Genomic DNA, 19,381 nt, shown 5'->3' on the forward strand with positions numbered 1-19,381 from the left:
GCTACGGGGGTGGGATAAGACGATGAAGGATATTAAAAAAAGAACGGTTATGAAAGACATTAAACATTTGAATAGGCTACCGAACTTGATGGATCGTGTCAATCAGATGAATGAACGCAAAAAACAGCACAGAGACAAGGACAAGACGGATTCTCAATCTCCAAATGAATATGCGCAGCACCATTCTGCATCGGCTGCGCAAAAGACGGTACGCGCACAAATCGGAATAAGCGCGATTGCGGGCAAAAATGCGATAAAGCTTGTTCAAAAAAAGAGAGCAGTATCAGAGGATAATGGAGCAGCGGGGCAAAATCCGGTTGTCATTGCTGCTAAACCCACGGCACGTCAATTACGACTTGTTCAAAAGTTGCATGTCCGTAAGACTGAAGATGGAAGATATTCATTCTTATCTAATTATCCATCAGGACAACAACGTTTTATACGAAGCCGGGCTAATGCCCGGCTTTTGCATCAAGAACCAGCCGAGAAAAAGAGAGCATCTGCCGCTGCAGCACCTCGTTCTGTACCCATACGCATAGATCGTCTAAAAGCATCAACGTCCGAACCCTTGAGGAAGCGGTATTCCAGGCAACCGTCATCCCAAATTCCTTCCGCTAGGTACAAGCGAGCAGACTTTACAATCAAGCGTAAGGACTGGAAATTCAAAACACTATCTCCATTTATAAAAACGGGGCAACGGCTAGGGCAGATTAAAGGCCGTTCTGGTCATCAAGCAGAAAGTGAAATGAATAATGCAAGGACAGCGCAGCGGGCTGTACAGATGGCGGTTACTGGTCGCCGCTCTCTCCAAAGGGCACAAGCTGTTGCCCGATTAAATCTTCGGATTATAAAAATGGTCGTAAAAGCAGTCGCTTTACTTGTCAAAGGCGTCGCTGCGCTTCTGGGAATCAGCAGTACCGTTATTGTACTGCTGTGCATTGTTATGGCGATAGCTGCTATCATTTCCTCTCCTTTCAGTATCTTTGTTTCTGGCGAAAATACGGATGCTGAAGTAAAGCCGCTTTCCCGAATTGTTCAAGATGTGGAGACTGAGTTTTCCAACCGATTGGCAGAAATACAGCAGTCTGCAGATGATGTAGATCGGGTAGAGTTTGATTACCCTGGCAGCGCGGACAACACGCGAATTGATAACTGGATGGATATTGTAGCAGTTTTTGCTGTGAAAACCGTCATGGATTCAGAAAACGGAATGGATGTAGCCACACTTGATGCAACAAGGATTGGAATCATTCAATCGGTATTTTGGGACATGAATCAACTGGAATCCCATATTGAAACGATCGAACATACGGAAACCGTTTCAGTAGAGCATGAAGACGGGACCACCGGCGAAGAGACAATCACCAGCTATGAACATATATTGCATATTACCGTTACGAGCAAAACTGCGGAGCAGCAGGCTGCTTCCTACCACTTTACGGATGAACAGATGGACATTATGAGAGAAATGATGTCCGGAGAGTTTCGACCACTCATGTTTGCGATACTGGGCAAGGAAACGGATGTTAGCTTGACGCCTGGGCAGCTTGCGGATATTGGACAGCATTTGCCCGAGGGAGAACTCGGCAGCGAAGTTGTCAAATTGGCGCTGACTCGTTTAGGTGACCCATACAGTCAGCCGAAGGCTGGACAGGACGGCTTTACAGATTGCAGCTATCTCGTTCAGTGGGTTTATCGGCAACTTGGTATCAACTTACCACGCACCGCTGCGGAACAGGCCCGATTTAGCGTAGAAAATGGCCTGACAGTAAGCGCGGCGGATTTAGTTCCGGGTGACCTTATATTCTGGAGCTACGAGCGTAATGGCAGGTTTATGGATATTACCCACGTTGGCATTTATGCGGGGAATGGCAAGGTTGTAGACGCTTCCTCAAGTCGAGGGCAGGTGGTGTATCGCAATCTGTTCGATTCGGATAAGCAGGTGATGTTTGGAAGAGCAGCGGCCAAATGAGGAGAATAAATCAAGAATCAATAATTGTGATCCTATATCGAGCTGAAATTCATTCGTTTGAGCATCGCACTAATGCCTCTAACGTTCATCGCAACATTTAACTCCCGCTTAATCCATTCCGATACGAGCGAGGGAGTCCTGGTGTCCCGCGGTGCTTTATTTTCCTTTTGAGTTTTGGGATATTAATTCTTGTCCAAAATGAAGATATGAGAAATTTTATTACTGCAGATAGACAAGAGGAAAAATTGAACATAATATTGAACTGGCCAATTTTCAGTTCATAGAGTCAAACAAAGTTCTTTGTTACGTGACCATTTATTTTAAAATCAAAATCATCTCGGATGGTGACAAGGACAAACAGACTGTTGTAATGCTCGCAATTCAACATTTAGGCGGTGACCTTCGAATTGCAGATTTCAGTCTCGAACATAACAAATATATTCGCCAGAGAACTGCTTACAGCCGGTCTTTTTTTACGTTATGATTTCGATAGGTTATTAACCCTGGACAAATAGCCGAGCATCATTATCGAATTCGCTTTATTATTGATGATAATTCACACGAGCACTCCACTATTTAAAATGGCAGATGACGGCTGAATAAACTCGCCACTGAATGTAATTTTGGAGAACAGCATTTATACAGGACTCATTCTTATTTGGAGAATTTCTTCAAGGAACATTCCGGCTTGTAATGGAGTTATAAACAGTAAAGCGTCAGGGTTAAAAGCACAACCGCCGGAATACATATCAGTAAAAGCAAACATATGAGGTGTTTCTATGGAAAAACGAAAGGTACAAGCCCAGCTAGTAATTAGTTGCGATGTGCTTATTGACGAAGAGATGAAAAAGAAAGCGACAGAGCAATATTCCTCTGCCGGGAACGATGAAGAACTTGCAAAACAACTTCTTTATGCTTATTTGAATCCCAGATTGCCTAACAACGAAGAATTAGTGCAAGCCGAAGGGTCCTGGGACATGGTTTGCGAGTTTAAAGGTCGACTATCCAATATCCGACTCAGCGACGAAGCCATTTAAGGCGGGTACTCTACCCGCTTTATTTACATTATAGAATTTATAACTTTTCGGGTGTGCAGTAGGTCTTCACGCTCTTTTTGTTGTTTGGTACAGTTGGAACATGGAGCCGAATATTCTGAAGCGTATTTGTTCGACGAAAGAGGCCACTGGGATCAATTTGTGCGAAAGCATGAAGGGAAGGTACGTGCAAACGTACTGAAAGAAGTAGCTAAATTTCGTGATTGCGGAAATCCGAAAAACGGATTTAAGTTGCTGGTCTGCGAAGGGTGCCATGACCTGCGGCTTGTTCCTTATCGCTGTAAAGGCCGATTCTGTACGACTTGTTCTTGTGGTGAAACGGAAGAATGGAGCCGGTTGTTAGAGGAAGAGGTATTTCAAGTTAATCATCGTCATGTCGTGATGACCATAGACGAGGGACTGCGGGATGTGTTTCTTAAGCATCGTTATTTGTTAAATGAATTCATGGACGAAGCTGTACGAATTGTAAATGAGTTTTTCGAGAAGAAGCATCGGGTGACACCCGGTATCATTGCCGGATTACATACGTTTGGTTCTATTGCATTTGATTATTTAGTTAAGTTAGCTTAGGTTTCTCTTTACATGCGAACTGATGTTTGGTATACTAAATGCAAACATACGTTCGATTTCGAACGAGCATGGCACAGCAAGAAATGATTAGCATGATGTAATTTCAAAGGACATTTAAGACTGAATCGGACTGCCATCAGCATTTGTTCAAGATGAAACGGCCCGGAGGATTTTGCTGTCCAAAATGCCAGCGCACGTGAGCTTACGAAATCAAAGACACGGAAGCTCCCGCTTTACGAATGCGTAAGTTACGGACATCAAACGACGGTGATCACCGACACAATCTTTGAGAAAACACGGACTGATTTACTCAAATGGTTTTGGGCCATTTACTTGATCGGCCGCGATAAACGCGGCGTTTCGGCAACCCAGCTTGTTACGGAACTGGAAGTCGCTTATCAGACTGTTTGGACCATGGAGCATATGATCCGTAGGCGATGAGCGATCGTGATGCCTCCTATACGCTTGCCTGCATTGTATAGCTTGACTAAGTTTTTTTTAGAGCGCCCATGGAAGGGGGGGAAGCGCGAGAGCGGCACGGAACAAACTCCCGTTTTGGTGGCTCTTTCGTTCGACAAGAAGGGCTTCCTTAAATACCTAAAAATGCAAGTCATCCCTGACGTGAAAGGGACGATGCTTGTTGACTTTGCAAAAAGTATATTTAAGAAGGAGCGATGATCGCAAGCGATGGCTACAAGTCCTACCGAGTTCTGGCCAAAGAAGGCTTTGAACACGTCGCGAAAAAATGCGATTTAGCTGCGAATCCGGTTCATCTGAAATGGCTCCACACTGTCATTTCCAATGTTAAGGTGTTCATCGGCGGAACCTACCCCGTTCTCGATGCCAAACACCTCCAAGCGCACTGTCGAAACGACAACCTATCCTGAGCTAGTTAGATAATCAAGTTTTTGTATATTATTCTCTCCCCCTATGGTAAATTTGAAGTATATTTTTCCTATTTTCAGCCAAAAGGGGATTTTCATTTGTCGTACCTAACATTGGAACGCCTCATCACACATGGAATCGATTTAACTAAAACAGCACCAACAACTTTCGATAGATTAATGCCTCTTCAAACAATCCCACAGGAAGTAAGGGATTTTTTTATCTCCCACATCGAAAATGCTTTGGTTGCGAAACAAATAAAGACATGCACTTTTACCGAAGAACATGCTTCCGTATTGGTTGACTGTATCGAAATCGCTTCTGACTTAACCAACGATAAATTATTCATCGATAACAGCAAAAACATGACACAGTTGTTGTTCAATGCAATGGATGCGGCTTCGACAACAAGTTCAGGGACAATAATTTTCATACAATATCTTGATACCAGAACTTCAACTGAATATTTAGCAATTTTAAAAATGGACCCGAATAAAGCTATACAGTTGGACCTGACCAATTATCAATTTAAAGTACAAGAAGATATCTTGCCGAGCGTTAATGAGAAGCTTCATAAATGTGCTTTTATTAAGTTGGATGAAAACCTTTATGAAGAAGAGATGCATCTTCGCGTGTTGGACAAGCAACAGCTTACAGGAGAAGTGTCTAAATTCTTCTTAAAGACTTTCTTAGGCGCAGAAGTATCTATTAACGATAAAGCTATGACAGAACTGGTCGGAAAAAAGCTTAGCGAGTTTGGCGTGGCTGAAAATATTGTTACCGAACCTAAGCAAATCTTGGAGTTCAACTACAAGATTGATAACATCCTCCAGGATGGACGGGAAGTTGACTTAGAAGCCGACCTGGAAAGTTTGTTCAGAACATACATCCCCGGCGAAGCAGATCGGTTACAAAAAATTGAATCATTCAAGCAAAAACTGTTTATCGAAAAGGAGAATGCTTATTATCAATTTACAGCGGATAAAAAGCAAACCGTTGCTTTTTTTGCTGATAACAACAATAAAATTAAAATTCAGTTCCCGGTAAGCTATCAAGATCACAGCGTATTTGTCGATTATGAAGATGAAGAAGACGGAAGTAAAACTACAGTGATTAGAATTAAAGGTGTCGAGTTGAAACAAAAATTCAAATAAATAAAGGAGCGCGGCGGTTATGAATCAGTTGCTAAAGGACATTTTAGCAATGACAACTCAATATTCGGAAAATGCTGCTACAGTAAGCAGCACAGAGGATGTTGACTTAGCCGCTTTTACGTTCTCCTCCACTTTAGAGAAATTCTTTGAGTTATCGAAACCCTTTAAGAGGCTCCTTGAAAATTTAACCGCAAGTCTAGAAGTTGGATACGAGGATGAACTTTTTGATTTTACGCAGGCATATGATTATCGGGAAAAGGGAATATTGGATTTAACCAAAAGTGTTAAGTTCAAGATTAGTATCAATAAAAAACTACAATTTAAACCCGATGAAAATGTGTTTATTTTTTTCACCATGAATGCCTTCGCGAAGGCATTTGATACGACAAACTTTAATTTTTTCACAAAGGTAAACGGGCAAAAGTCTGTTGTTGTTCATCTTCCAGTTGATGCTGAATCGCAAAATGAGTATCTATTTCTCAAACCGCTCAATGGCTGTGTGATTCATAGTGCAAGTGACTTGGCTGATCAAACTAAGGTAGAGTGTGCTCGTCAGATTAAAATCAGAGAAGAAACTTCAAGATTGCCCGTAGGATTACCCGTCCCACACTTTTTTTATTTTCAGAACATTGATGAAAAACTGAAATTATGGCACGAATCAAATTTATTTTATTCTTCGCTTCTTCATTTGTCCAATAAGATTGTCGATCGGAAAATTACAATCAGAGGTCATAAGAATACTGAGATTGAACTCGAAAATAATTTTGCACCAACAAACGCTTCTATTCTCTATAACATTTATAGATTTTCACATGAAGAAAAGCATTACTCCGACAAAATTGAGATATCAAGAAATATACTTACGTTGTATTTAAATAGCGATGAAACCGTAAAAAAAATCGATGAATTGTTGCCAAAGATATCTAAAACGATAACAAGCCACTTTTCTGCTTATATAAAGGACAGTATTAAAAAGTTCTTCAGCGAGCGTAAAGATGTAATCAAAGAAGCTCATAAGTTTGCCTCTGATTTAAGGGGAGAAGCGGATAAGCTTCAAACATATATTAATACATCCTTAATCGGCATTATCACAGCTGTATTTTCCGGGGCACTTGGATTATCAAGAGGCGAGAGATGGTTTTTGCTTGTTGCTTTCGCGTTTCATTGTATCTATTTTGCGATTTCTTATTTCATAAACAGTAATTATATTCGGAAAAAATCCGATGATATTATAAAATTATATGATGATTACACATCAGAATTTGTGGTTTTGGATGATAAGGAAGTAGCGGACATTAAAAAGACGTACATAGAGCCTTCCATGGAAGGTGTTAAACACTATTCGAAGAGATACCGAAACTTAACAATATGGCTTGTTAGCCTTATGATTGTGTTAATTGCAGCAGGATTATTCATACCTGATAGATATTTTGCCACTGTTAAACCTGGAACTGTAAGCAACACAAGTGTATCCCAGAGTACATACATTCAAACGCCATAAATTAGAGTTTTAAGAAAAGCCTGTGTATATTGAGTGCTGGGAGGTACTAATCTATGTATTCACAGCGAACCAGCACCTTATTTTATAATTTGCGACAAAAATATCGTGTTGGGATTAAGGGGCCACTGAAAAAGTCCCTTTAGTTGAAAAGGTACAACTCCCTGAAATTCGAGGAACTGTACCTTTTTTCTTGTATAATCAAAGTAACACGCTGAAGGGACGAATATCATGTTCCAGCCTCAAATTTCTTTTGCATTCAGCCCTTATACGGCGCTGTATGACCTCATTGTGCCGAAAGATAACATGCTGCGCCAGTAAGCTTTTGGCTGACCAGCGGCGCGATCAGGCCATAGCGAAAGTTGGCCACTTGCTGCCTTGTTAGCGCACCCAATGACAAAACTCCTCTCCAGTCAGTCTTACGGGAGTATCTCATACCAGCCTGTGACTTGAGGAGGAGGCATATCTTGTGGGATTCGGGTCAGTTCACCGATTATTGAAGCCTTTCGACAGGCGTTCAGGCGGCGAGTTGCGTTTGTCTGGCTGTTTGACGTGTATTTTATCAAGCAAAATTACCCCAAAAAATCATGTTAGGTTACCCATAAAAATCGTCTGTAGCTGGAAATGGCGACACGGTTGACATGGAGCCTCTACGGGCATGATTCACTGCGAAAGGGCGAAGCCATGGGCTTCGCAGAGGCAAGCTAGCCTATCATGCCTGCCCCTCCATGTAAACCATGTCTACTGTGCTGGAAATTTTCCACGTCAGAGCACCACGATTTTTTGGGGTAATTTCAAATGATTAAACACAGTTTGACGGCGGGAAGGCCGTCATCTTATAACCGGCCCGGCTGTGGCAACCGGGTATTCAACGACGCCCAATACCCCCGCCTCCATGAGGCTGTGGGAGTATGAACGGATAGAAGTTGCTTTAGCCATATAAGCGTATCTATTGGCTGGGAGCAATCTTGGAAGGATAACTGCGGACCAGATCACCATCGAAACCCGAATAGGCGATCTGCCCTGCAATCCAAAGAGCTACTGAAGAGGCTCTTAACAAATACCGTTGTCACCAGCGATTCAAAGTCCGTCGGCTGCAACGGACGGATGTGGCGAAGGCGCGCTCTGCCGTTTGGCGCCAAGCGAAGCCGTTCTGCCGTCGAGTATAGCAGATTCTCGGATCCATGTGGTATATCGAGCCCATGGCACCAGAAAGTCAGGTAGTATGGAGATCGTCCTCCCGCAAACAGGGCAAAGCTGGCGATAAATCGGATTCTGTACGATTTCCGATTTGGTCGCAATCGCCCGTATATATCGTCCATACTTATGCAGACAGCATCCGCAATCCTCGCAGCTAAGCTTTACGGCAGGGGATTGAGTTCCGTACAAATAAAATATGTCACCAAGGATGAACGTCTTCACAAAACACGTATGGAGACATTCAATGCAATTATTGCAAGCTATGTTGGAATACATCAAAATGAAGGAAAGCAGGTGGCAGACCCTTTCATAAAGACGATTCTAGAGGGCGCAGGGAAATGAAAATTTAATGTAACACTCGATAACGTTTGGATCGAATTGGCTTGGCTGTTAGCACGACAATTTCATGATAGCAGAACTTTAGGCGCGTTGTTGTTTCGTTCGATATAAAAGGCGCCTCCATATAGAACGTTCATTCCCTTCACGATACTGCGAACAGTCATCCCCCCAATCAACAATCAAAATATTTTCGTTCGCTCCCAAATGGATACGCGGTATTTCCGCAAACATCGCATGTTATATCGATATCCTACGAATGTAAGGCAAAAACCGCTGCTACCGTTGTCTTTCGTCTTCAGAATTCGCTTGAAAAATCATTCACTGAGGCTGAAATTTTTTGTCGATCTATGTTACAAGGACTTTGTTACTGGACCAAAATATTTAAGTGACAGTAGAGGATCTCTTGCAATTGTAAGGAGTGATTTTTCTAATTTTGGAGGAATGCACCAATTGCTGTCGAATTAATTATTTAGGTACGAAGACTTATTTTTGGAGTGAGGTGTGATGTGATGGAATGGGCTTTAGACGCTAATAAACAACATGTCCATGCCTCGTCACCAAATGCAAATAAAGGAAAAAGTTATCTTTGTCCTCGATGCAAGAAAGACGCTTTTTTAAGGAAAGGTAAGAAACGGATTCCTCATTTTGCACATGTTTCGGGGCAGACCAATATAAATTGTGAGTTGTACACCCCCCCAGTAATTTATGCAAGCCAGGTTGAGGAAAGTAAGCCAGAAGACATTCCAATTAAAAGATTTTTAGAACTTTACATAAATGTAATAGAGAAACGTTGGACGCTAGATATAAAGATTCCCTTTACATTAGGACAGAATAATGGAAACGTCTCTCTTAAAATTCCTTTTGCTTGGGAAGGTGAGAGAATAATACCGCTCAATTCAATACAAACAAATGGAAAGCGAATTCGTATCCGATTACAATCGCATGATTACAGGATATTGATTAATGGACAAATTGATGCCGAATGGAAGAGACAACTTGGGCAGTCTGTGAGAGGACTAGACGATATAATCCCTACGGTATTTCACTATTCTCGATTAAGTGGTCGGAGGGTGACAGATAATCAACCGTTACAATGGGGGATGTCCTATGTTCTGATATGGAATAATAATACGGTGAGACTTCTTCAGAACTTTCCAGTGAACTTAGCTTTTTCAAGACTGCAAGATCAAGGAAATTGGTCGGGAGTATTATTGAAACTTCCAGATGTTTATGATAAACATGGGGAACTGTGGGTTGAAAAATATTTAAATAGAAGCACTGTATACTCCTTACCAGAAATAAAATTAGTGGCACCAATTCCAGAACGTCTGAACGACCAAGAAGCAAATGTAATATCCCCGACTACAGATGTGGTAATTGCTATCGTAGGTCAAGAGGGCTCAAAAAAATGGTCAGAGATTTCCATAGGGAGTTTGGAAGAGAAAAAAAGGATACGTCATCTAGGAGATGGTGAAAATCCAATATTACTATCAATCGGAAAACTACCCCTGGGGAAAACTGATATTTGGCTAGATGACGATGTAGATAGAGCTTTGAGGTTAATATGCATAGATAGTACAAAGAATATCCAGAAAATCAAGGGTGTTGTATTTCGAGGAATTAACAAAGTTGGTTATGAAGAATCGTGTAGCTTACATAGTGCAGACGCTAAAAATTTCTTCAGAAAAATACAACTAAACAAACTTAGATTAACTGACATAGACTTGCCGGAAGGCATAGATTTAAAAATAAAGGTTAGCGGCAATCAATCAGTTGAGTGGATAGTAAAGTCAGATAGTATGGAGTTTTTTGAGGAAAAAGCTTCATTTCTAAATGAGTTATTAAGACAGGACAGCCAGTGTGTTCATATCGATGCAGGTGGTTTTGGAAAATTGGACATTTCACCCATTGATTTGACTGATGAAAAAAGATTCTCTATGAGTCCCAAATGGCGCAAACAAATGAAGTGGATCATCTCAGTGTTGCAGTCACAAAATAAACATGAAGAAGTCTTGGTTCAATTGGAAATTTATAAAAAAGCATATGAATTTAAAACTCATAACTTGGATTATCAAGATCAAGTGCTTTTACAAAAACTTTTGAGAGTTCAATTAATTCCAATTTCGATGCTTCCTTATGTTAGAGCGAGTATAAACGAATATTTAAGAGCAATAACTGATAAACATTACGATTTAAGTTGGGACTGATTAAAATGATGAAGATCATTCAATACCCGGAAGATAGACGGAAAGTGATCGTAGGTTACTCGCATGAGGAACTCAAAGAATTTTTTTATCAAATGCCATCGGCGATTCGATTAAATGCAATAAAAAGCCTGCCGAAACAAAATGGCTTTCGTGAAGGAAAGGACACGGATTATCGACTAAATTTGTTTTTTAGAAGAATGAATCGGTGGAACGAAGCGGAGTGGGGCATTTTTGCAAAAATATGGTTGTCATGGACAGCTTCAAACGATCAATTCAGAAAATTGTTGAGTTTTCGAACTGGTGAGGAACTTGAGCATGTAATTGGAAAAATGATGAAGGATCCAGAAGAAAATTCACGTGTTTTAAAAAGCATTGTATCCGGCGAGATAACTCAAGAACTTATAAGATCCTGGTTGAAGTTTAGCCCTTTCTATATAGATATGGAAACATTATGGCTGGTTACTTTGGCTCCCACACAACATTACAGAAAACTACAGAATAGATTAGACGCTCTGGAAGAGCGGATGGGAACAAACTTTAAAAATCAAGAAGAATTGTATAAGATGCTTTTCGAAACAACTCAAGGAAATCTATCGATGCTAAATAGCAGTATTGATGAAATTCGGCAGGAGATCAAGGAGGTCACATTAGTACAAAATGAGATCACTCGAATTTCCAATAAATTCAAAGCTGTTAAAGGTAGGACAACAACTTTAAACGATGAAATGGATGCACTTTCGAAATTATTACCCAGTTTAGTATCTAATAATGAACATTTAACGGAGCGTTTAGAGTCTTTAGTTGAAAGAACCAACGAACACGAACGATATTTCAATGATTTAAGTTCAAATTATTCTCGACTTGAAATTTCTCTAAACGAAATTAATTCGAATGGAAGTATAACGAATAAAGCATGGGGATTGAGAGATATTCAACATGCCACGGCAACAGAGAACGTAGAATCGTTTATTGAAAGAAACATCGTTTTCGAAGAAGAGCCGACCAAACTCACAACTATAGAGAGTATAGTATCACATTTGAAAAATAACTTAAACAGGCTAGGAATCAAATTAGCTGATGCGAAGTCAGTTTCTTTTGAAGTACTTTGTGCAGTCTTGTCAAATCAATTTATTATGTTCAGTGGTTCGATGAGCATGATGGTTGCTGAATATTGTGCCGCCAGTTTAAGTAGTCATGCTATCAAAATAATAAAAGTTCCGATCGGTAAAACAGGAGAGCTTGTTTCTGAAGAACGAATTGAATTTTGGCTTAATGAGACCAGAGCAAGTGGTCTTCCTCTTGTTATTATTTTTGATGGTATTAATCGCTCTGCATTCGAAATCTATGGTTCAAATTTGAAAAAGTTTATTTCTGAACGCATATTAGGACTGCGAAAAGAATATGTGCCGATAATTCTCTTGGCTACTCTGTTAGAAGGATCTTCAGTTTTAGGGCTGAGTAAGGAACTTCTCGATATCGGTCCTGTATTTAATACTGATTATCTCGGATGGAGCTATAGGAGTACAACTCCGTACATCCCTGGAGTTATTGACCCAGATATATTAACAAGAAATGAGATGGAAATAAACGACTACCTTGAACTAGAAGATTTATTACCAAGTGGAATAATTGAACATGGTAGTGTACTATGGCGTAAAACCTTAGCTGTCACATACAAAACAATGATCCAATTGAACCCCTCTTTCGACTTTACATCCGTTAATTTTGGGTGGTTAATACCAATGATGATGCTGCAATTACCAGATCATGTGGAACAGTTATTTGATGAAGTCGAACTAGATGAGCGAAGTAAAGCAATCATAAAAAATATGACAGCGGAAGTGTAATGAACTTGAACATCCCACGATTGTTAAACCAAAAGGATATTATTGATCTGATCTTTTCAAATAAGATTGTCATAGTTCCTGAAAATGTTGAGTTTCAAAGGGAGCTTTTTTTAGCAGAGTATTGGAGGAGTCTCTTGTACGAACTGGCTATAGATGGTGAAGAAGAGCGCGTAAAACCAGTTCATTTTCGCAGACTTAAAAATGCTTTGAATAAATATCTTGACTCAATATGGCCTGAGTTAAAGCAAAATAATGATGTTGACAGCCCGCAAAACGTCAATGACGTTATAAGCCCCGTTCGAAATTGTCTGATACAACTTGGTGATACCATTCGGTTGCCTAATGGATATTATTTTCCTGCTCCATTGCGACTAGTGAAACTATTGGGAAGTCAGTATACAGCAATTATCGGAGGGCTTGCAACTGAAGAAATCCAGCATTTTTTAGCCGATGTTAGAATTGCTGGATATGGTAGGATAATTGAAAATCAAAAAATATCTGTTTCTATAAAGGAAGATGGTACGTGGTGGCAGGACTATTCTAATTGGACGGGGTGGATTCCTGAGAATTTAGAGGAATGGATAATCAAGCAAGTTCAACTTGTTTCCTCATCGGGTAGCCAAAGCGTTCAAGATTTCGAGGAGTTCGAAGTATACAATAGCTCTCGACAACTCGGAAATCGTAACCGTTATTCTTGGATAAACCCTAATTTGATTCTTGCACAAGAAGAATCGGGGACTTGGCTTTGCAAGACAACTGGCTCAACCAGTTACTTTCTGGGTGAATTCAAACGTGGGCGGTTAGCAAAAGAACGAACAATCACAGATAAAGAAACTGTTCGTTGGTTGATGCTTGGCCTACTCGTATATCATGGTTCATCTCCAAAGGCACAATGGAATAAGTTTTATTTGAAAGTCGCTCCTCCTCTTCCGAGGGCAATTGAAAATCATGTTTTGATCTTTTCTTTTAAGAAAAATGCTTTTGAATATTACGTCCCGGAACAATTTCAAAATCATATTGAACAATTAATGAAATCGTACGGCTATAGATTTCCTGATCAGAAGGAGTGACTAAATTATGAATGATACATACGGAGCATTCCGTGTTTCAAAAGTTCTTCATGAAACTTTACTGTCATACCTTGAGTCGGCATATCACATTAAAAACAACAGCTTAATCAAAGAACGATCGTATTTATTAAACGAATTAGGACAAATAAGCCAAGAACCGTACATAGAAGCAACACCTAGTTATGAGCTAGGGTCATCATATGAGTCTCTTGATATCCCTGAACCAGCAAAGGATATTTTAACACAAGTTTCTAAGTTAGATCATCCTGGTGTAAGCGTTTTTTCAAGACCATATACGCACCAAGCAAACGCGTTGGAGTTCTTTCTAAAAAAGGGGAAAGATCTTATTGTTGCTACAGGAACGGGTTCTGGGAAAACAGAAAGTTTTTTAATGCCAATCCTGGGTTCTTTAGCAATAGAGGCAACCGAACGGACAAATGTGGCATCAATGTCAGGGTGCCGTGCAATCTTACTTTATCCAATGAATGCTTTGGTTAATGATCAACTTGGCCGAATTAGAAAATTATTTGGTGATGAACGAGTTGCTGATTATTTGAAACAAGGGCGTAATAGAAATGTCATGTTTGGCTCTTATACTTCGAAAACTCCATATCCCGGAGAACCTAAAGCTGGGAAGACAACGGCACATATTAAACCAATGTTTGAAAAATTTTATTTGAAGTATGCTGGAAATATGGAGAAGGTTAAAGAATTGAAAGCAAAGGGGAAATGGCCTAGCAAAGATCTTATCAAGTTCTACGCCAAGGAGAAGGAGCAACAAGAGATATATAAAACAGGCAAACGGCAAGGGAAACCGAGAGTCATAAGGAATTGGAGCCAACGACTTAAAACACAACCTAACGATAGGGAATTGTTAACCCGGCACGAAATGCAAGAATCTTGCCCGGACATATTGATTACTAACTATTCGATGCTGGAATACATGTTGATGCGTCCTATCGAACGAAAAATTTTTCAACAGACAACAACCTGGCTAGAAGCTGATGTAAACAATAAATTGATTTTAATTCTAGATGAGGCACATATGTATCGCGGAACTGGCGGGGCAGAGGTAGCTTTTCTCATAAGACGACTAATGGCTCGTTTGGGAATTGAGCGAGATCGGCTTCAATGTATATTAACAAGTGCAAGTTTGGGGAAGAGTGAGGAGGATAAAAGATCAATAATTAATTTTGCAAGCGAACTAACTGGGGTGACTGCTAAGACTCAAAGACAGTTTGAACTAATTACTGGCGATCTTGAATCGCGCTTCGGAGCTGCCGAAGGGACAGCGGAAGAAGCAGAGGCGCTTTCAAGTTTGAATTTATCAGTAATTCAAAATGTAATGGTTGAACTTGAATCAGCAATTGATTCATTTAATTTAGTGGCTAAAAGACTGAATTGGCCAGCTTTTCAAGGTGGGGAGTTAGATAAGTTTTCGAACCATATTTTTAATCAACTTACTGGTTGGGGATCGGCCGAACAAATGATTAAGGTCTTAAGCGGAAATGCTATTCCGCTGCGGCAATTGTCCCAGTCACTTTTTCCAAGTACTGAAGATAGTGTAGCTCGTAAAGCTACGGAAGCAATGTTAGCATTAGGCGCTTTGGCTAGAAGAGAATCGGATGGTAGAGTGTTTTTGCCGACTAGGCTGCATTTGTTTTTCAGGGGAGTTCCAGGACTTTATGCGTGCACAAATCTGAATTGTGAGAACCGCTTAAATAAAGATGCTGAAGACACCATACTTGGTCGGTTACATACAGTGCCTATGCTCAATTGTACTTGTGAGAAAAAAGCAAGGGTGTATAAGTTATTGACTCACAGAGACTGTGGAACAGCTTTTATAGAAGGATATACTTACGGTGATGAGGGCGATTTTTTATTACATGAACCTACAAATGTGATAGGCACGAATGATGAGGTGCAGGATCGATTATACAAAATCCAATTGCTAGTTGATGGGAATCCAAACGAGCGGGATGTTCAAAATTGTATTCCTGTTTTCCTGGACATCACTACTGGTAAATTATTGAATTCGGAGCCGCCTAAACAGGATGGATTTCTTAAAGTGTTCAAACCGCTAAGCAGTTCTGGCGGTGGAGATCGGGTTTTTCATCATTGTCCAGTATGTCTAAAAAAGTGGAAGAAAAATAGAAGTAAAATCATGGATCTCGCAACAAAAGGTGAGGCCCCTTTTGCAAATCTCGTAAAGGCTCAGTTGTTTAACCAACCGCCACAGCGTGTAGAGAGTAGTGAGTATCCAAACGGCGGTAGAAAGGTATTATTATTTTCTGATGGTCGACAAAAAGCAGCTCGTTTAGCAAGAGACATTCCAAGAGAGGTAGAATGGGATACATTCAGGCAGGCGATTGTTCTGGCTGCAGTTCGATACAAAGATATTTGTAATAGAGATCCTAAAATAAATAATGCATTGTACAGTGCTTTTGTTTCTGTTGTTTCCGAGTTTAATCTCCAATTTTTTGATGGAGATGATAGAAAAACATTGCTGCATGATGTTCGCGACTTTAAAGAGGAGTATGCGAATTCATTAAGAGTTGCTATTGAAGAGCAATGGGGAGGACGGCCATCGTCAAGCTATTATAAAGCCATTTTACGACAACTATGTAACAAAGAATACTCTTTACGAGCGGCCACCGTCGGTTATCTTAAACCTTCAAGTTTAGCGTATGAAAAGTTGCAGAAAGAAATAATGGCGATTACAGACAAGATTACTCCGTCTAATATCGAAGCACTGGTTAATTATTTTATCGAAGAAATATTAGACGATTATGCATTCGAGTTAGAGAGTGTTATATCTGCTTCGGTAAGGCGTAAAGCTGCAGGATATCCACAAAGTTCTTGGACTAGCTCAGGGAAAATAGGAGATAATCAGCGGTACATTTTAGAGACTCATTTCAATTGTACCAGTGACGAAATTACGAACATTCAAGAAATATTACGAAAAAGGCTTTGTCACAAAATTGGAGATGCATATGTTATTGACAGTAATGACGTGGTTTTGAGTATTAACACTGATGAGGAATGGTACAAATGTAATAGTTGTACATTTCTTTCGCCTGTGAAATTAGGAGGGTATTGCATAAATTGCGGAAGCCATGATATCGTAACCCTGAATCCCGAAACCGACGAATATATACAGGCGCGAAAAGGGTTCTTACGAATGCCCGTCGTGATGTCTGTTAGAGAAGAAAATCGTCCGAAGTACGTAACTGCTGAAGAACATACAGCGCAGCTCTCACACAAAGACGCTGGTGAAATTTTTGCTTCGACCGAAATGTATGAGCTTCGTTTTCAGGATGTAAAGTTAGATCAGGAAGATGAACTAGAAGACAGTTCTGTTGACATTTTGAGTTGCACCACAACGATGGAGGTTGGAATTGATATTGGATCATTAGTTGCCGTTGGCTTGCGAAATGTTCCGCCTCAACGTGAAAACTATCAGCAAAGGGCGGGTAGAGCTGGACGCCGAGGTTCTTCACTGTCTACAGTAATTACATACGCTGAAGGTGCGCCTCATGATAGTTTTTATTTTCAGAACCCTGTAAAAATTGTGTCTGGTGCGCCACGGCTTCCTATGATCAAGATTAACAATATCAAAATTGCCAAAAGACATGTGTTTGCGTTTTTGTTTCAAACGTTTTTTCACGAGATGATTGATAGAGACGAGTTAAAAATTGATAAAAACAAAAGTCTATTGGCCGCTCTGGGATCAGTTACAGAGTTTTTTGATGAGGAGACCGATAGTGAGTTTAGAAAATCGAGATTCATCGAGTGGATTAGGCAAGGGATCTATCAGCCATCTGCTCCTCTAGTGAAAAGGATAATTGAGTGGCTTCCAGAAGATATTGCTACCGACAAAATCGCGTGTGTACTCGGTTTTATAGATGAACTAATAGAAAAGCTTAATTCAGTTATTCTTAATACATCATCTAAAGAAAATGAAGTTGATGAAGAGACCGACGACGATGAAGGGGAGGTTGACCTTAGTTCAAGCAGAGACGAATTGCTAACGTTTTTATTTGATGAAGGTTTTTTACCTAGCTATGCTTTCCCTACAAGTCTATGTAGTTTCCCGATTGAAGAGAAGCGAGAAAAAGGAAATAATAGTTACAAGGTGGTTACTAAAGAGTTACCGCAACAGTCAATTGATCAAGCCCTGAGTGAATATGCTCCAGGCCGACTTGTAGTCATTGACAAAAAAACTTATCGTTCAGGAGGAATTACTGCGAATGCTGCTAAAGTGACTGAAGCTGACCGTGCAGCGAAGCTCTTTCAGCATAATCTCCGTAAATATGTATCTTGTAGGCGCTGTACTTTCGTTCGGGATATAGATGAAACGCTTAAAACAGAAGGCGATGAATGTCCTGTATGTCAAGGTCAACTTGATAGAGGAGAATTGTTAATTCCAGAGGTATTCCTTCCAGAAAAGGGAGCCCCTATTATAGAAGGTGATGATGAACAGGAATTAACCTATGCAACAACAGCGCAATTTCCTCTCCCATTATCTGAAGATGATCTGGGAGGTTGGAGGAAAATTAGTAATAGACTATTAACGGTTCAAGCAAAGGATCGACGACTTGTCACAATAAATAAAGGTAATGATGAAAGTAATGCAGGCTTTTATGTATGTGAGAAATGTGGAGACGCTAAGGTTGTAGATCCGGAAGAGAAACCGCCCACTGGATCACATGATCGCCCCTATTACGTTGAGCCGGTATTTGGGGTGACTGTACCACCGAGATGTCAAGGTACGTTTAAAAGGGTATTTCTCGGACACCATTTTAAGAGTGATTTATTACTTTTACGGTTAAACATTGAAGAACCATTCGTTCGAACTGTGAATCAAAACATTTCAAATCATATATTAAATGATGCACTAAGGACTGTATCAGAGGCTCTTTCATTGGCAGCAAGTCGAGAATTAGATATTGATCCTGCTGAGTTTAAGTCTGGCTACAGACTTGTAAAGCTTGACCCCAGCGAAACGCTGAGGACGGATATTTATATGTTTGATTCACTGGCAGGTGGTGCTGGGTATGCAGAGCAGACAGGTCAGAACCTGAGCGTTGTTTTGAACAAGGCACTTGAGTTGTTGGAAAATTGCACGCAAGGATGTGATCGTTCTTGCACGGATTGTATTCGCCATTATCAAAATCGGTATTGGCACTCACATTTGGATCGTCATTTAGGAGCTCAATTATTACGTTATATGGTAGGCTCGGGAATACCGGACATTTCAAATATAGAGAATCAAAGTGAATCTCTCGAACCACTTATCCGGCTGTTGGAATTGGAAAGTTACACTTGTGAAGCCAATATGAGTTATAATGGTGTACGGGTACCTTGGGTAGTTAGTAGGAACGGACGCCATATCATAATCGGGACGTTCCCGAGTTTAATTGATGAAACAGATGCCGTGAAGCTCCATCCCCTAGCTAAACAAGTTTCAGAAGAGGAATTGTTTCTGGCTAATGAATTTTTAATAAGCCGTAATTTGTCTTTAGTTTACAAACAGTTTAAAGAAAAATTTTGAACAAAAGTTTGATTATCAAAATAATTGGGC

10 protein-coding genes and 2 pseudogenes are annotated in these 19,381 nt (G+C 40.3%); 10 read left to right on the forward strand and 2 right to left on the reverse strand.

Annotated elements, in window-relative coordinates; genetic code table 11:
• Positions 1 to 22 precede the first annotated feature (22 nt).
• Complete coding sequence (locus tag VQ071_RS12065) at positions 23 to 1,972, forward strand: C40 family peptidase (RefSeq protein ID WP_340514244.1); 1,950 nt, start codon at positions 23 to 25, stop codon at positions 1,970 to 1,972.
• 32 nt (positions 1,973 to 2,004) lie between these two features.
• Here VQ071_RS12065 and VQ071_RS29295 read toward each other — a convergent pair.
• Positions 2,005 to 2,097: pseudogene (locus VQ071_RS29295) on the reverse strand (winged helix-turn-helix domain-containing protein); the annotation flags it as partial.
• Between the two features lie 654 nt (positions 2,098 to 2,751).
• Here VQ071_RS29295 and VQ071_RS12070 point away from each other — a divergent pair.
• The 5 genes and pseudogenes from VQ071_RS12070 (at position 2,752) to VQ071_RS12090 (ending at position 7,137) form a co-directional block, all read left to right on the forward strand.
• Positions 2,752 to 3,009 (forward strand): hypothetical protein, encoded by a 258-nt coding sequence (locus tag VQ071_RS12070; RefSeq protein ID WP_340514245.1) that lies wholly within the window; start codon positions 2,752 to 2,754, stop codon positions 3,007 to 3,009.
• A 100-nt stretch (positions 3,010 to 3,109) separates the two neighbouring features.
• A pseudogene (locus VQ071_RS12075) lies at positions 3,110 to 3,564 on the forward strand (transposase zinc-binding domain-containing protein); the annotation flags it as partial.
• A 707-nt stretch (positions 3,565 to 4,271) separates the two neighbouring features.
• A complete protein-coding gene (locus VQ071_RS12080; RefSeq protein ID WP_340514247.1) occupies positions 4,272 to 4,484 on the forward strand; it encodes a transposase in 213 nt (70 codons plus the stop codon).
• A gap of 96 nt (positions 4,485 to 4,580) precedes the next feature.
• Complete coding sequence (locus VQ071_RS12085; RefSeq protein WP_340514248.1) at positions 4,581 to 5,636, forward strand: nucleoid-associated protein; 1,056 nt, start codon at positions 4,581 to 4,583, stop codon at positions 5,634 to 5,636.
• 19 nt (positions 5,637 to 5,655) lie between these two features.
• Positions 5,656 to 7,137 carry a hypothetical protein gene (locus VQ071_RS12090; RefSeq protein WP_340514249.1) on the forward strand — a complete coding sequence of 494 codons (1,482 nt, stop codon included), beginning with the start codon at positions 5,656 to 5,658 and terminating at the stop codon, positions 7,135 to 7,137.
• Positions 7,138 to 8,214: 1,077 nt separating this feature from the next.
• Here the strand turns inward: VQ071_RS12090 and VQ071_RS29300 are convergent.
• Complete coding sequence (locus VQ071_RS29300; protein WP_445293289.1) at positions 8,215 to 8,610, reverse strand: DUF6431 domain-containing protein; 396 nt, start codon at positions 8,608 to 8,610, stop codon at positions 8,215 to 8,217.
• A 572-nt stretch (positions 8,611 to 9,182) separates the two neighbouring features.
• Between VQ071_RS29300 and VQ071_RS12095 the strand changes: the two genes are divergently transcribed.
• The 4 genes from VQ071_RS12095 to VQ071_RS12110 are packed head-to-tail and all read left to right on the forward strand — an operon-like array spanning position 9,183 to position 19,351.
• Positions 9,183 to 10,880, forward strand: coding sequence for a competence protein CoiA family protein (locus VQ071_RS12095; RefSeq protein ID WP_340514366.1), 1,698 nt, complete (start codon positions 9,183 to 9,185; stop codon positions 10,878 to 10,880).
• Positions 10,881 to 10,885: 5 nt separating this feature from the next.
• Positions 10,886 to 12,727 carry a hypothetical protein gene (locus VQ071_RS12100; RefSeq protein ID WP_340514250.1) on the forward strand — a complete coding sequence of 614 codons (1,842 nt, stop codon included), beginning with the start codon at positions 10,886 to 10,888 and terminating at the stop codon, positions 12,725 to 12,727.
• Positions 12,727 to 13,797 (forward strand): hypothetical protein, encoded by a 1,071-nt coding sequence (locus VQ071_RS12105; protein WP_340514251.1) that lies wholly within the window; start codon positions 12,727 to 12,729, stop codon positions 13,795 to 13,797. Before VQ071_RS12100 ends, VQ071_RS12105 begins: the two co-directional genes overlap by 1 nt.
• Before the next feature lie 7 nt (positions 13,798 to 13,804).
• Positions 13,805 to 19,351, forward strand: coding sequence for a DEAD/DEAH box helicase (locus VQ071_RS12110; RefSeq protein WP_340514252.1), 5,547 nt, complete (start codon positions 13,805 to 13,807; stop codon positions 19,349 to 19,351).
• Positions 19,352 to 19,381: the final 30 nt, after the last annotated feature.

Source organism: Cohnella sp. 56 (genome assembly GCF_037963805.1).
Taxonomy (GTDB): domain Bacteria; phylum Bacillota; class Bacilli; order Paenibacillales; family Paenibacillaceae; genus Cohnella.